This window comes from Hydrogenophaga sp., from assembly GCF_026125825.1.
GTDB lineage: Bacteria > Pseudomonadota > Gammaproteobacteria > Burkholderiales > Burkholderiaceae_C > Hydrogenophaga.
In genome coordinates this window covers 30,964-43,933 of sequence record NZ_JAHCKK010000017.1, presented here as the reverse complement: position 1 = coordinate 43,933, position 12,970 = coordinate 30,964, and the positions used below count along the sequence as shown (strand labels likewise).

Below are 12,970 nucleotides of genomic sequence, written 5' to 3'. Positions count from 1 at the left end.
GAGCCGTCACGAACGACCTCCCTTCATCATCTGGCGGTTTTCGTAGTCCACCCGCAGCACGAGCGCGATGGCCACCAGGTTCAGCAGGATGGCCGAACCGCCGTAACTCATCAGCGGCAGCGTCAGCCCCTTGGTGGGCAGCGCGCCCAGGTTCACGCCAATGTTGATGAAGGCCTGGAAACCCATCCACAGGCCCACGCCCTGCGCCACGAGGCCGGCGAAGACCTGGTCCAGGGCGATGGCCTGGCGGCCGATGTGCATGATGCGGCGCGTGAGCCAGAGGAACAGGGCGATCAGCACCACCACGCCGAGCAGACCGAACTCCTCGCCAATCACGGCGAGCAGGAAGTCGGTATGCGCCTCGGGCAGCCAGTGCAGCTTCTCCACGCTGCCGCCCAGCCCGACGCCGAAGATCTCGCCACGGCCGAAGGCAATCAGCGAGTGCGAGAGCTGGTAGCCCTTGCCCAGCGCGTGTTCCACGCTCCAGGGGTCGAGATAAGCGAAGACGCGCTGGCGGCGGAACTCGCTGGTCATGACCATGAGCGCGAACGCGCCCACCACCACCAGTGCCATCAGGAAGAACATGCGCGCGTTCACGCCGCCCAGAAACAGGATGCCCATGGCGATCACCACGATCACCATGAAGGCGCCCATGTCGGGCTCGGCCAGCAGCAGCATGCCGACCACGCCCACGGCCACCGCCATCGGCGCCACGGCCTGGAAGAAGCGCTCCTTGACCTCCATCTTGCGCACCATGTAGCTGGCGGCGTAGAGCAGCACGGCGAGCTTGGCCAGCTCGGAGGGCTGGAAGTTCATGATGCCCAGCGAGATCCAGCGCCGCGCGCCGTTCACGCCCCGGCCGATGAAAGGAAGCAGCACCAGCGCGAGCAGCACCAGCGCCACCGCGAACAGCCACGGCGCCATCTTCTCCCAGGATCGCAGCGGGAACTGGAAAGCCACCATGGCCGCGATCACGCCGATGACCATCGAGATGCCGTGCCGCAGCACGAAGTGCGTGTGGGCGTAGTTCTGGAAGCGCGGGTTGTCGGGCAGTGCGATGGAGGCGGAATACACCATCACCAGGCCCCAGGCGAGCAGCGCCACCACCACCCACAGCAGGGGTTGGTCAAAGCCGAGCTCGCGCACCGCCACGTTGCGCGTGCCGGCGTAGGTGCGGTTGGACAGGCGCACCGGCAGGTCGTCGCGCGAGGAGCCCCCGGCAAGCGCGCCCGCGAGGTCGCGCCCCGCAAATCGCGGCATCAGGCCGGCCAGGGCCGCGCGCACGCGCACGCCCCATGGCGCACGGTTGGCTTGGGCGGCGGCGGTTTTCTTCTTCTTCTTCACAGCCCACCCTCCAGGCTCAGGCCCTGCTCGGCGGCCAGGGCGTTCACGGCGTCCACGAACACGCGGGCGCGGTGCATGTAGTTGTCGAACATGTCCAGACTGGCGCAGGCCGGCGACATCAGCACGGCGTCGCCCGCACGGGCTTGCTGCGCGCAAAGCGCGACGGCGTCGGGCAGCGTGGTGGCATCGAGTTGCGCCACGCCGGCTTCCTGCAAAGCAGCGCCCACGGCCTCGCGGATGCGGCCGGCATCGCGGCCGATGTAGACCACGGCGCGGGCGAAGCGGGCCAACGGCTCGGCCAGCGGCATGAAGTCCTGCCCCTTGCCATCGCCGCCCAGGATGACGACCAACCGGCGGTCCACGCCCAGGCCGCGCACGGCGGCCAGCGTCGCGCCCACGTTGGTGCCCTTGCTGTCGTCGAAGTACTCGACCTCGTCGAGGATGGCCACCGGCTCCACGCGGTGCGGCTCGCCGCGGTACTCGCGCAGGCCGTGCAGCATGGGGCCGAGCGCGGCGCCTGTGGAGGTGGTCAGGGCCAGCGCGGCCAGGGCGTTGGCGGCGTTGTGGCGGCCGCGGATGCGCAGCGCGTCCACCGGCATGAGGCGCTGGAAATAGATCTCTTCGTCCTCGTCGGCGCCACGGCCGCGCTTGCGCGTTTCGTCCAGCGCCAGGGCGCGCACCAGCCAGGCCATGCCATTGACCGACTCGATGCCCCAGTCGCCCGCGCGGGTGGGCGCGTCCAGGCCGAAGCTGGCCCAGGGGCGCGCGCTTTGCTGGCGGTTGCGGTTGCCCACCTTCACGGTCACCAGGCCGGGCTGCATGCCCATCACCAGCGGGTCATCGCGGTTGAGCAGCATCAGGGCCTGCGCGCCGAACACCGCCTGCTTGGCCTGGGCATAGGCGGCCATGCTGCCGTGCCAGTCCAGGTGGTCCTCGGTGAGGTTGAGCACCGTGGCGGCCGTGGGAACGCTGTCCCAGTCGCCGCCAGCGGTGCCGTCGAGCTGGAAGCTGGAGAGTTCGAGCACCCAGGCCTGCGGCAGGTGGGCCGGTTGCGGTGGTTCCACCGGAGGCGGTACGAGCTGCGTCGGCCCTTCGTCCTCGCCTTCATCGCTGGCGGACACTTCGACCTCCTCGGTCTCTGGAGCTTCCTCAGCCATCGAGACGGCCTCACCGTCGCCCTCGTTCCCGGGTGTCTCGTCGGCCACGGCAGCGGGAACCTGGGCTGCGCTGGCCGCCTGGGCCTCGGCCTGGGCCTGGGCGGCTTCGGCCGCCGCGCGTTCATCGTCGGCAGCCTGCGCCACCGCCTCGGCGTCGAGCGCGGCGGACAGCACGTCCAGCAGCGCCGGGCCGATGTTGCCAGCCACGGCCACGTTCAGGCCGGCGCGCTGCAACAGCAAGCCGGTGAGCGAGGTCACGGTGGTCTTGCCGTTGGTGCCGGTGATGGCCAGCACCTTGGGTTTGTAGGGCAGGCGCGCGCGCTGCGACAGCTCGCGCAGGGCGCGGGCAAACAGGTCGAGTTCGCCGACCACGGCCACGTTGCGCTCTCTCGCCCAGCCGAACACGCCTTGCAGCAGCTCGGGCGCCAGGCCCGGGCTGCGCGCGATCAGGCTCCACTCGGCGCGCGCCAACAGCGCGTCGTCGAACGGCCCGGCCACGAAGCCGGCTTCAGGGCACTCGGCGCGCAGCACCGCCAGCTGAGGCGGCGTCTCGCGCGTGTCGGCCACGGTCACGCGAGCGCCCTGGCGGGCGCACCAGCGCGCCATGGCCAGGCCGGAGGCGCCCAGACCGAGGATGAGGACGGACGTGCCGTTCATGCCAGTGCTCATCTCAGCTTGAGCGTGGACAGCCCCACGAGGCACAACAGCATGGTGATGATCCAGAAGCGCACGACGACCTGCGTCTCCTTCCAGCCCTTTTTCTCGAAGTGGTGGTGCAGCGGCGCCATCTGGAACAGGCGACGGCCCGTGCCGTAGCGCCGCTTGGTGTACTTGAACCAGCTCACCTGCAGCATCACCGACAGCGCCTCGACCACGAAGATGCCGCCCATGATGGCAAGCACGATCTCCTGGCGCACGATGACGGCGATGGTGCCCAGCGCGCCGCCCAGCGCGAGCGCGCCCACATCGCCCATGAACACCTGCGCGGGGTGGGTGTTGAACCACAGGAAAGCCAGGCCCGCACCGGCCACCGCGGCGCAGAAGATCAGCAACTCGCCCGCGCCGGGAATGTGCGGCAGCAGCAGGTAGCGAGCGAACACCGAGTTGCCCGTGACGTAGGCGAACACGCCCAGCGCAGACCCGACCATCACCACCGGCATGATGGCCAGGCCGTCGAGACCGTCGGTGAGGTTGACGGCGTTGCTCGAACCGACGATGACCAGGTAGGTCATGATCACGAAACCGAACACCCCCAGCGGGTAGCTGATTTCTTTGAAGAAGGGCACCAGCAGGCCAGCCTGCGGCGGCAGGTCCACGGTGAAGCCCGAACGCACCCAGGCGATGAACAGCTCGAGCACGCGCAGGTTGCTGGACTCGGACACGCTGAACACCAGGTAGAAAGCGGCCACCAGACCGATCACCGATTGCCAGAAGTACTTCTCGCGCGAGCGCATGCCTTCGGGGTCCTTGTGGACCACCTTGCGCCAGTCGTCCACCCAGCCGATGGCACCAAAACCCAGGGTGACCAGCAGCACGATCCACACGAAGCGGTTGGTGAGGTCGAACCACAGCAACGTGGACAACGCGATGGAGAACAGGATGAGCACGCCACCCATGGTGGGCGTGCCGCCCTTGCTCAGGTGGGTCTGCATGGCGTACTCGCGGATCGGCTGGCCGATCTTGAGCGCGGCCAGGCGCCGGATGAAGTAAGGGCCTGCGACCAGGCCGACAAGGAGTGCCGTCATGGCCGCCATCACGGCACGGAACGTGAGGTACTGGAACACCCGCAGGGATCCGAATTCAGGCGAGAGGCCTTGCAGCCAGAGGGCCAGGCTAGGCAGCATGGGCGTTGTCCTTCTTATCTCTTGTTTGTGCGGGGTCCAGGCCCAGCAGCGCCTGCACCACGCGCTCCATGCGCATGAAGCGCGAACCCTTGACGAGCACGCTGCGGAACACAGGCCGGTCATCGGTCACGGCGGCACAGACGGCGCCGGCCATGGCGGGCACTTCCACCCAGTGAGTGACTTGGGGCAAGGTGGCGCTGGCCTGGCGCATCCAGTCGCCCGCGACGTGCACGGCCTCAATGCCGCGCTCCAGGGCGTGGCGCAGCACCTCGTCGTGGAACGCCAGGCCCTGCTCGCCGACTTCTCCCATGTCGCCCAGCACCAGCAGGCGCGGCGCGGGCAGCTCGGCCAGCACGTCGATGGCAGCGCGCACCGAATCGGGGTTGGCGTTGTAGGTGTCGTCGATCAGGGTGACGTGGCGGTCGTTCACGCGCAGCGCAAGGGCGCGCGAACGACCGCCCACCGGCTCGAACGCGTCCAGGCCACGCACCACTGCGTCCAGCGGCACACCGGCGGCCAGGGCGCAGGCGGTGGCTGCCAGCGCATTTCGCACGTTGTGGCGGCCGGCGATGCGCAGGCGCACCGAGGCTTCACCCAGTGGCGACAGGAAACTCAGCGCCCACGCGCCTTCGGACCACTCGGTCCCGAGCGCCCGCACATCGGCGGCCTCGTCGCGATCGCTGAAGGTGATGACGCGCCGCGCCCCGGCAAACTCGCGCCACAGCGGGGTGTACGTGTCGTCGGAAGGAAACACCGCCACGCCGTCGGCACCCAGCGCCTGGATGACCTGCCCGTTCTCGCGCGCCACGGCTTCCACGGTGGCCATGAATTCAAGGTGCTCGCGCTGCGCGTTGTTGACCAGCGCGACCGTGGGCTGCGTCAGCGCGGCGAGTTCGGCGATCTCGCCCGGGTGGTTCATGCCCAGTTCCACCACCGAGAGGCGGTGCGCGGCGCTCAGGCGCAGCAGGGTGAGCGGCACGCCGATGTCGTTGTTGAAGTTGCCCTGCGTGGCGTGCGCCGCCTCGCCTGCGGCGGCGCGCAGGATGGAGGCGATCATTTGCGTGACCGTGGTCTTGCCGTTGCTGCCCGTCACGGCGATCAGCGGCAGGTCGAACTGAGCGCGCCAGCGGCGCGAGAGCTCGCCCAGCGCACGCCGCGTGTCGGGCACTTCCACGCCCGGCAGACCGGCCTCGGCCAGCCCCCGGTGGGCGATGGCGGCCAGTGCACCCTGCCCTTGCGCCTGTGGCAGGAAGTCGTGCGCGTCGAAGCGCTCGCCCTTCAAGGCCACGAAGAGGTCGCCGGGCTGCAGGCTGCGGGTGTCGGTGTGCACGCGGGTGAACGGCAGCTCGGGCTGGCCCACCACGCGGGCGCCTTCGAGCTGCGGCAGGAGCTGGCCCAGGGTCTTCATGCGTGGACCCCCTGGCCGTGGCGGCGCGCAAGCGCTGCGCGCGCGTGCTGCAGATCGGAAAACGGCTTCTTCACGCCCAACACGTCCTGGTAGTCCTCGTGGCCCTTGCCAGCGATCAGCACCACGTCGCGCGCTTGGGCGCGCACCACCGCCAGCGCAATGGCCTGGGCGCGGTCAGGCTCGACGGTCGCGGCATCGGGCGACGAAAGGCCGGCCACCATCTGGCGCAGGATCGCCAGCGGGTCTTCGCCGCGCGGGTTGTCGCTGGTGAGCACAGCGTGTTGCGCCTCGCGCTCGGCGGCCGCAGCCATCAGCGGGCGCTTGCCGGCATCGCGGTCGCCGCCGCAGCCCACCACCACCCAGAGGGCGCCGCCGCGCTGGCGCACCAGCGGTTGCAAGGCCTGCAGGGCTTTTTCAAGCGCATCGGGCGTGTGCGCGTAGTCCACCAGCACCAGTGGCTGGCCCGACTGGCCGGGCGCGGCCTGCTCCATGCGGCCGGGCACGGGCGTGAGCGCGGCACAGGCCTGCACCGCGTCGGCCAGGGGCACGCCGAGCGCCCGCGCACTGGCCAGCACGCACAGCAGGTTGGACACGTTGTAACGCCCCACCAGCGGCAGGCTCAGCGCGTGCTGGGCCAGGGTTCGGCCCCGCGCGTCGCGCTCGCCGACCTGCAGGGCCATGCCGCTGTCGGTGAACGCCAGGTCCTGCGCGAACAAGCGGGCGCTCCCGTGGTGACCGGCTTCGATGGCCACCGTCCAGAGGTCCAGTCCCCGGCGGGCGAGTGTGGCGGCCAGGTCCGCGCCACGGGCGTCGTCGACGTTGACCACTGCGCTGGCCAGATCGGGCCAGTCGAACAGCCCGGCCTTGGCGGTCCAGTAGGCCTCCATGCTGCCGTGGAAGTCGAGGTGGTCTTGCGTGAAATTGGTGAACACGGCCACGCGCAACTGCGTGGCGTTGAGCCGGCCTTCGACAATGCCGATGGACGAGGCCTCGATGGCGCAGGCCTTCAGGCCCGTGTCGACGAAGCGGCGCAGCTCCGCTTGCAGCATGACGGGGTCGGGCGTGGTCAGACCGGTCGGCACCAGCGGGGGGCAGCCCGTCTGGCCGGGCTGGGGCGCAAGCCCCATGCCCAGCGTGCCGACAACGGCGCAGGGTTTGGCGCAGAAGGACAGCAGTTGCGCCGTCCACCAGGCCGTGGAGGTTTTTCCGTTGGTACCCGTGATGGCCACCATGTCGAGGGCTGCGCTCGGCGTGCCGTAGAAGGCGCTGGCAATCGCGCCGGCTGAGGCCTTGAGGCCCGGCACGGCCGCCACGCGATCGTCATCAAAGCCATAGGGTTGCGCACCCTCGCTCTCCACCAGCGCCGCGACGGCGCCCGCCTGCAGCGCGCCCGGCACGAAGCGGCGCCCATCGGTGGCCGCGCCCGGCCAGGCCACGAAGCCATCACCCATGCCCACACGGCGGCTGTCGCAATGCAGCGCACGCACGCCACGCTCGCGCAGCCAGTCGGCCACGGCCTGGGGATCCTGGATGGTGCGCAGCATCAGAACGACTCCTCCACCACGTGGGTGACGATCTGCGGCTTGACGTTCATGTCGGGCTGCACGCCGAGGATGCGCAAGGTCTGCTGCACGGTCTCGCTGAACACCGGCGCGGCCACCAGGCCGCCAAAGTACTGGCCGTTGCTGGGCTCGTCGATCATCACCGCCACCACGATGCGCGGCGCCTCCACCGGCGCCAGGCCCACGAACCAGCTGCGGTACTTCTTGTCGGCGTAGCCCTTGCCTTCCTGCTTGTGCGCGGTGCCACTCTTGCCACCCACCGAGTAGCCCATGGTCTGGGCACGCGAGCCGGTGCCACCCGGGCCGGCTGCGAGGCCGAGCATCTGGCGCACGGCGATGGAGTTCTTGGCGCTGAACACCCGCACACCGGCGGTCTGGGTATCGGACTTCTGCAGGGTCAGGGGAATCAGCTCGCCGTCGCGCGCGAAGATGGTGTAGGCCTGCGCGAGCTGGAACAGCGAAGCCGAGAGGCCGTACCCATAGCTCATGGTGGCCTGCTCGATCGGGCGCCAGGTCTTGTAGGGCCGCAGACGGCCGGTGACCGCACCGGGAAACGGCACCTGCGGCTTCTGGCCGAAGCCGGCCTGCGCATAGGTTTCCCACATTTCGCGCGGGCTCATCTGCATGGCCATCTTGACCGTGCCCACGTTGCTCGACTTCTGGATCACCTGCGACACGGTCAACACGTCGTTCGGGTGCGAGTCGCTGATCGTCGAGCCGCCAATGGTGATGCGACCCGGCGCGGTATGGATGGGGGTGTTGGGCGTGACCAGGCCTTTCTCCAGCGCCAGCGCGGCGATGAAGGGCTTCATGGTCGAACCAGGCTCGAAGCTGTCGGTGAGCACGCGGTTGCGCAGTTGCTCGCCCGTGAGGTTCTGGCGCCGGTTGGGGTTGTAGCTGGGGTAGTTGGCCAGAGCCAGCACCTCGCCCGAGATTGTGTCGAGCACGATCACGCTGCCGGCATGCGCCTTGTGCGCCAGCACGGCGTCCTTGAGCTTCTGGTACGCGAAGTACTGCACCTTGCTGTCGATGGACAGTTGCAGGTCGGGGCCATCCACCGGCGGCACCACATCGCGCACGTCTTCCACAACGCGGCCCAGGCGGTCCTTGATCACGCGGCGCGAGCCACTCTTGCCAGCCAGCTGCCGGTTGAACGCGAGCTCCACGCCTTCCTGGCCGATGTCTTCCACGTTGGTAAAGCCCACCACGTGCGCGGCGGCCTCGCCCTCGGGGTACTGCCGCTTGTACTCGCGTCGCTGGTAGATGCCCTTGATGCCGAGGGCGGCGATCTCCTTGGCCACCGGATCGTCCACCTGGCGCTTGATCCAGACGAAGGTCTTGTCGTCGTCGGCCAGGCGCTTGCGCAGGTCGGCCAGCGGCATCTCGAGCAGCTTGGCGAGCTGGCGCAGCTTGGGGTCGGCGCGGTCGACGTCTTCGGGGATCGCCCAGATGCTTTGTGCGACCACGCTGGACGCGAGGATCAGGCCATTGCGGTCGAGCACGCGGCCACGGTTGGCCGGCAATTCCAGCGTGCGCGCGAATCGGACCTCGCCCTGGCGCTGGAAGAAGTCGTTGCCAAACACCTGCACGTAGGCGGCGCGCCCGGCGAGCCCGGCGAAGGCCACGGCCAGCGCAGCCACGATGAACTTGCTGCGCCACACCGGGGTGCGGCTGGCCAGCAAGGGGCTTGCGGAGTAGTTGATGCTGCGACCCATGGTCAGCGCTCCGGCGTGGGGTTGGCTGCCGCCGGCTGCGACGGATCGAACACGGTGACGTACTGCGTGATGCCCGGCGTGACCGGGCGCATCTGCAGCTGGCGCGAAGCCAGCAGCTGCACGCGCGCCGGCGTGGCCTGGGCGCGTTTTTGCACCTGCAGCTGCTCGTGCTCGGACTCGAGCTTGCGCGCCTGGGCCTGCGAGCGGTCGAGCGCGGTGTAGAGCCGGCGCGACTCGTACTGGGTGTGCACCAGGTAGAAGGCGCTTGCGATCACCACCGCCAGCAGCACGAGGTTCAGCCGGATCATGCCGAGGCCTCCGTGCGCTCGGCCACGCGCATGACGGCGCTGCGCGAGCGAGGATTGGCCTTGACCTCCTCGTCGGACGGCATCACGCGCTTGAGACCACACAGCGCCATGGGCGCGGGCTCGGCAAAAGGCACGCGGCGATCCACCACGGCGCGCGAATGGCGCGCCATGAACTGCTTGACCATGCGGTCTTCCAAGGAATGGAAGCTGATCACCACCAGTTTTCCTCCGGGACGCAACACCTGCAGGCTGGCCTCTAGCGCTTGTTGCAACTCTTCAAGCTCGGCGTTGATGAAAATCCGAAAAGCCTGAAATGTGCGCGTTGCAGGGTCCTTGCCCGGCTCGCGGGTTTTGACCGCGCCAGCCACGACTTCGGCCAGCTCGCCGGTGGTTCGAAAAGGGCCCCGTTCCTGTCTGCGACGATCAATCGCCTTTGCAATCGATTGAGCAAACCGTTCTTCGCCATAGTCACGAATGACCTCCGACAGGGTTGAGACCTCGGCCGTCTCCAGCCATTGAGCCACGCTCTGGCCGCGCGTGGTGTCCATGCGCATGTCCAGAGGTCCGTCGTGGCGAAAAGAAAAACCCCGTTCGGGGTCGTCGATCTGGGGAGAGCTCACGCCGAGGTCCATCAGCAGACCGTCCGCGCTCGCCGCCCCCAGTTCGCCCAGGTGGCTGAACCCCTCGTGCCGGATGGAAAAACGGCCATCGCTGGCCGCCAGTTCCTCTGCCGCCGCCACGGCCTGCGGATCTTTGTCGAAGGCGGTCAGCCGCCCCTTGCGGGACAACTGCTCGAGGATCAGCCGCGAGTGGCCGCCGCGCCCGAAGGTGGCGTCGACATAGTGCCCGTCCGGGTTGATGCCGAGGGCTTGCACAGCCTCGTTCAACAGGACGGTCTGATGGTTCCATGCGCTTTGCACCATGGCCCTTAGAAAGAGAAGTCCTTGAAGACATCGGGCATTTCGGCCTTCATGGCTTCGGCTTCCTGCGCCGCATAGACCTGCGCGTCCCACAGCTCAAAGTAGGCGCCCATGCCCAGCAGGACCACGTCCTTGCTGATGCCGGCGCCCGCACGCAGCTCGGGCGAAACCAGCACGCGGCCGGAGGTGTCCATGTCCACGTCCATGGCGTTGCCCAGGAAGATGCGCTTCCACCACTGGGCCTGCATCGGCAAGGCGGCGATGCGGTCACGGAACTGTTCCCAGGCACTGCGGGGGAATACCATGAGGCAGCCGTGGGGATGCTTGGTGATCGTGAGTGCCGCGCCCAGGGCGTCACGGTGCCGGGTCGGCATGGACAGCCGGCCCTTCACATCGAGACTGAGAGAAGACGCACCCTGGAACACCGCGTTTAGCCCTTAGAAGACACTTTTCACCACTTAATTGCACTTTTTTCCACTTTATCAGGAAATACCCTGCGTGCAACCCGCCGGCTACACATTTTTTCAATGAAATCAACCACTTAGGAAGCATTTAGAAGCTTTGTTGCGGCCAAAAACACATTAAAAGCAAGCACTTACAACAAGCACTGCATGTGAAGCTTCAAAACCCTGTTACATGCAGGGCTGTATGAATGATCAGGAGGGGAGGAAAAGGCCGGCGCGGCGCTCGCGACACCGGGTGCGAGCGGGCCGAAAGGGGGCTCGGCGAGAAGCCGAGGCCCTTGCAGTCTTCAAAGGATGTAGCGCGAGAGGTCTTCGTTGCGGCTGAGTTCGCCCAGACGGGCATCCACATAGGCCGCGTCGATGGTGATGGTCTGGCCCTGCAGGCGCGTGGCGTCGAAGCTCACCTCGTCCAGCAGGTGCTCCATCACCGTGGACAGGCGCCGGGCGCCGATGTTCTCGGTGCGCTCGTTGACGTCGTAGGCGATCTGCGCGAGGCGGCGGATGCCATCGGGCGCGAACGCCAGCGTCACGCCCTCGGTGGCCAGCAGCTCCTGGTACTGCTTCACCAGCGAGGCATGGGTCTGCGTGAGGATGGCTTCGAAATCGTCCACGGAAAGCGACTGCAGTTCGACTCGGATCGGAAAGCGCCCCTGCAGTTCGGGAATCAGGTCGCTCGGCCGCGCGAGGTGAAACGCGCCGCTGGCGATGAAGAGGATGTGATCGGTCTTGACCATGCCGTACTTGGTGGAGACCGTGGTGCCCTCCACCAGTGGCAGGAGGTCGCGTTGCACGCCCTGGCGCGACACCTCGGCCCCACCCGCATCGCTGCGCGAAGTGACCTTGTCGATCTCATCGATGAACACGATGCCGTTCTGCTCGGCGTTGTGCAGTGCGCGGGTCTTGATCTCTTCCTCGTTGACCAGCTTGCCCGCCTCCTCCTCGATCAGCAGCTTCATGGCCTCGGCAATCCTGAGCTTGCGCGTCTGGCGCTTGCCGGCCCCCATCTGGCTGAACATCCCACGCAGTTGCTCGGCCATCTCTTCCATGCCGGCCGGGCCCATGATCTCCATCGATGGCCGGGCTTCGGCCAGGTCGATCTCGATCTCGCGCTCGTCGAGCTGCCCTTCGCGCAGCTTCTTGCGGAAGTTCTGGCGCGCGGTGCCCTCCGAGGTGGCCACGGCAGAAGGCTCTGCGCCCACGCCGCGCGGCGGCGGGATGAGCACGTCCAGGATGCGGTCCTCGGCGGCGTCTTCAGCCCGTGCGCGCTGCTTGCGCATCTCGACCTCGCGCGTCTGCTTGATCGCGATGTCGGCCAGGTCGCGGATGATGCTGTCCACGTCCTTGCCCACGTAACCCACCTCGGTGAACTTGGTGGCCTCGACCTTGATGAACGGTGCGTCGGCCAGACGGGCCAGGCGGCGCGCGATCTCGGTTTTGCCCACGCCGGTGGGGCCGATCATCAGAATGTTCTTGGGCGTGATCTCGGGCCGCAACTTTTCGTCGACCTGCTGGCGCCGCCAGCGGTTGCGCAGGGCGATGGCCACGGCGCGCTTGGCGCCCTTCTGGCCGATGATGAAGCGGTCGAGTTCGGAAACGATCTCCTGTGGCGTCATCGAGGACATGGGGCCCCCTCGCTGTACCGCTGACGCGGGCCGTGCTTGACGCCGTTCTGAGCTGCGCTCATCAAAGCACCTCCACCGTGTGGTTCATGTTGGTGTAGATGCACAACTCGCCCGCGATCGCGAGGGACTTGCGCACCACGTCTTCCGCGCTGAGATCGGTGTGGTCGATCAAGGCCTTGGCCGCGGCCTGCGCGTACGCGCCGCCAGAACCGATGGCCACAATGCCGTGCTCCGGCTCGAGCACGTCGCCGTTGCCGGTGATGATCAGCGACGCGCTGCGGTCGGCCACGGCGAGCATGGCCTCCAGGCGGCGCAGCACACGGTCGGTGCGCCAGTCGCGCGTGAGTTCGATGGCCGCGCGCACCAGGTGGCCCTGGTGCTTCTCGAGCTTGGCCTCAAAGCGCTCGAAGAGGGTGAAGGCGTCGGCGGTGGCGCCGGCAAAGCCCGCGAGCACCTGCTCGCGATAGAGCTTGCGCACCTTGCGTGCCGTGCCCTTGACAACGATGTTGCCCAGCGTGACCTGGCCGTCACCGCCAATGGCGACCTGCACGCCCTGGGGTGTCTCGCGCCGCACGCAGACGATGGTGGTTCCGTGAAATGATTCCATGGCGCTTCAGTTGAGGGCG

At 67.9% G+C, this 12,970-nt stretch carries 11 protein-coding genes; all 11 read right to left on the bottom strand.

Translation table 11 applies throughout. The features are described from left to right. Positions 1-6 precede the first annotated feature (6 nt). Positions 7-1,260 (bottom strand): putative lipid II flippase FtsW, encoded by a 1,254-nt coding sequence (ftsW, locus tag KIT86_RS08645; RefSeq protein WP_297397326.1) that lies wholly within the window; start codon positions 1,258-1,260, stop codon positions 7-9. Between the two features lie 80 nt (positions 1,261-1,340). Then, positions 1,341-3,158 (bottom strand): UDP-N-acetylmuramoyl-L-alanine--D-glutamate ligase, encoded by a 1,818-nt coding sequence (gene murD / locus KIT86_RS08640; RefSeq protein WP_297397285.1) that lies wholly within the window; start codon positions 3,156-3,158, stop codon positions 1,341-1,343. A gap of 8 nt (positions 3,159-3,166) precedes the next feature. Next, on the bottom strand, positions 3,167-4,345 hold the full coding sequence (gene mraY, locus KIT86_RS08635; RefSeq protein ID WP_297397284.1) for a phospho-N-acetylmuramoyl-pentapeptide-transferase: 1,179 nt from the start codon (positions 4,343-4,345) through the stop codon (positions 3,167-3,169). After that, on the bottom strand, positions 4,335-5,753 hold the full coding sequence (murF, locus tag KIT86_RS08630; protein ID WP_297397281.1) for a UDP-N-acetylmuramoyl-tripeptide--D-alanyl-D-alanine ligase: 1,419 nt from the start codon (positions 5,751-5,753) through the stop codon (positions 4,335-4,337). The genes mraY and murF overlap by 11 nt, the downstream gene beginning before the upstream one ends. Next, on the bottom strand, positions 5,750-7,297 hold the full coding sequence (locus tag KIT86_RS08625; RefSeq protein ID WP_297397279.1) for a UDP-N-acetylmuramoyl-L-alanyl-D-glutamate--2,6-diaminopimelate ligase: 1,548 nt from the start codon (positions 7,295-7,297) through the stop codon (positions 5,750-5,752). The genes murF and KIT86_RS08625 overlap by 4 nt, the downstream gene beginning before the upstream one ends. Continuing rightward, positions 7,297-9,030, bottom strand: coding sequence for a penicillin-binding protein 2 (locus KIT86_RS08620; protein ID WP_297397277.1), 1,734 nt, complete (start codon positions 9,028-9,030; stop codon positions 7,297-7,299). Before KIT86_RS08620 ends, KIT86_RS08625 begins: the two co-directional genes overlap by 1 nt. 2 nt (positions 9,031-9,032) lie before the next feature. Next, on the bottom strand, positions 9,033-9,338 hold the full coding sequence (gene ftsL / locus KIT86_RS08615) for a cell division protein FtsL (protein WP_297397275.1): 306 nt from the start codon (positions 9,336-9,338) through the stop codon (positions 9,033-9,035). After that, positions 9,335-10,261, bottom strand: a complete 927-nt coding sequence (gene rsmH / locus KIT86_RS08610; RefSeq protein ID WP_297397273.1) for a 16S rRNA (cytosine(1402)-N(4))-methyltransferase RsmH — start codon at positions 10,259-10,261, stop codon at positions 9,335-9,337. The genes ftsL and rsmH overlap by 4 nt, the downstream gene beginning before the upstream one ends. 5 nt (positions 10,262-10,266) lie before the next feature. Next, positions 10,267-10,683 carry a division/cell wall cluster transcriptional repressor MraZ gene (gene mraZ, locus KIT86_RS08605; RefSeq protein WP_297397271.1) on the bottom strand — a complete coding sequence of 139 codons (417 nt, stop codon included), beginning with the start codon at positions 10,681-10,683 and terminating at the stop codon, positions 10,267-10,269. 326 nt (positions 10,684-11,009) lie between these two features. Beyond that, entirely contained in the window at positions 11,010-12,344 is a 1,335-nt protein-coding gene (hslU, locus tag KIT86_RS08600; protein WP_297397270.1) for an ATP-dependent protease ATPase subunit HslU, read from the bottom strand. Between the two features lie 61 nt (positions 12,345-12,405). Then, entirely contained in the window at positions 12,406-12,951 is a 546-nt protein-coding gene (gene hslV, locus KIT86_RS08595; RefSeq protein WP_297397268.1) for an ATP-dependent protease subunit HslV, read from the bottom strand. Positions 12,952-12,970: the final 19 nt, after the last annotated feature.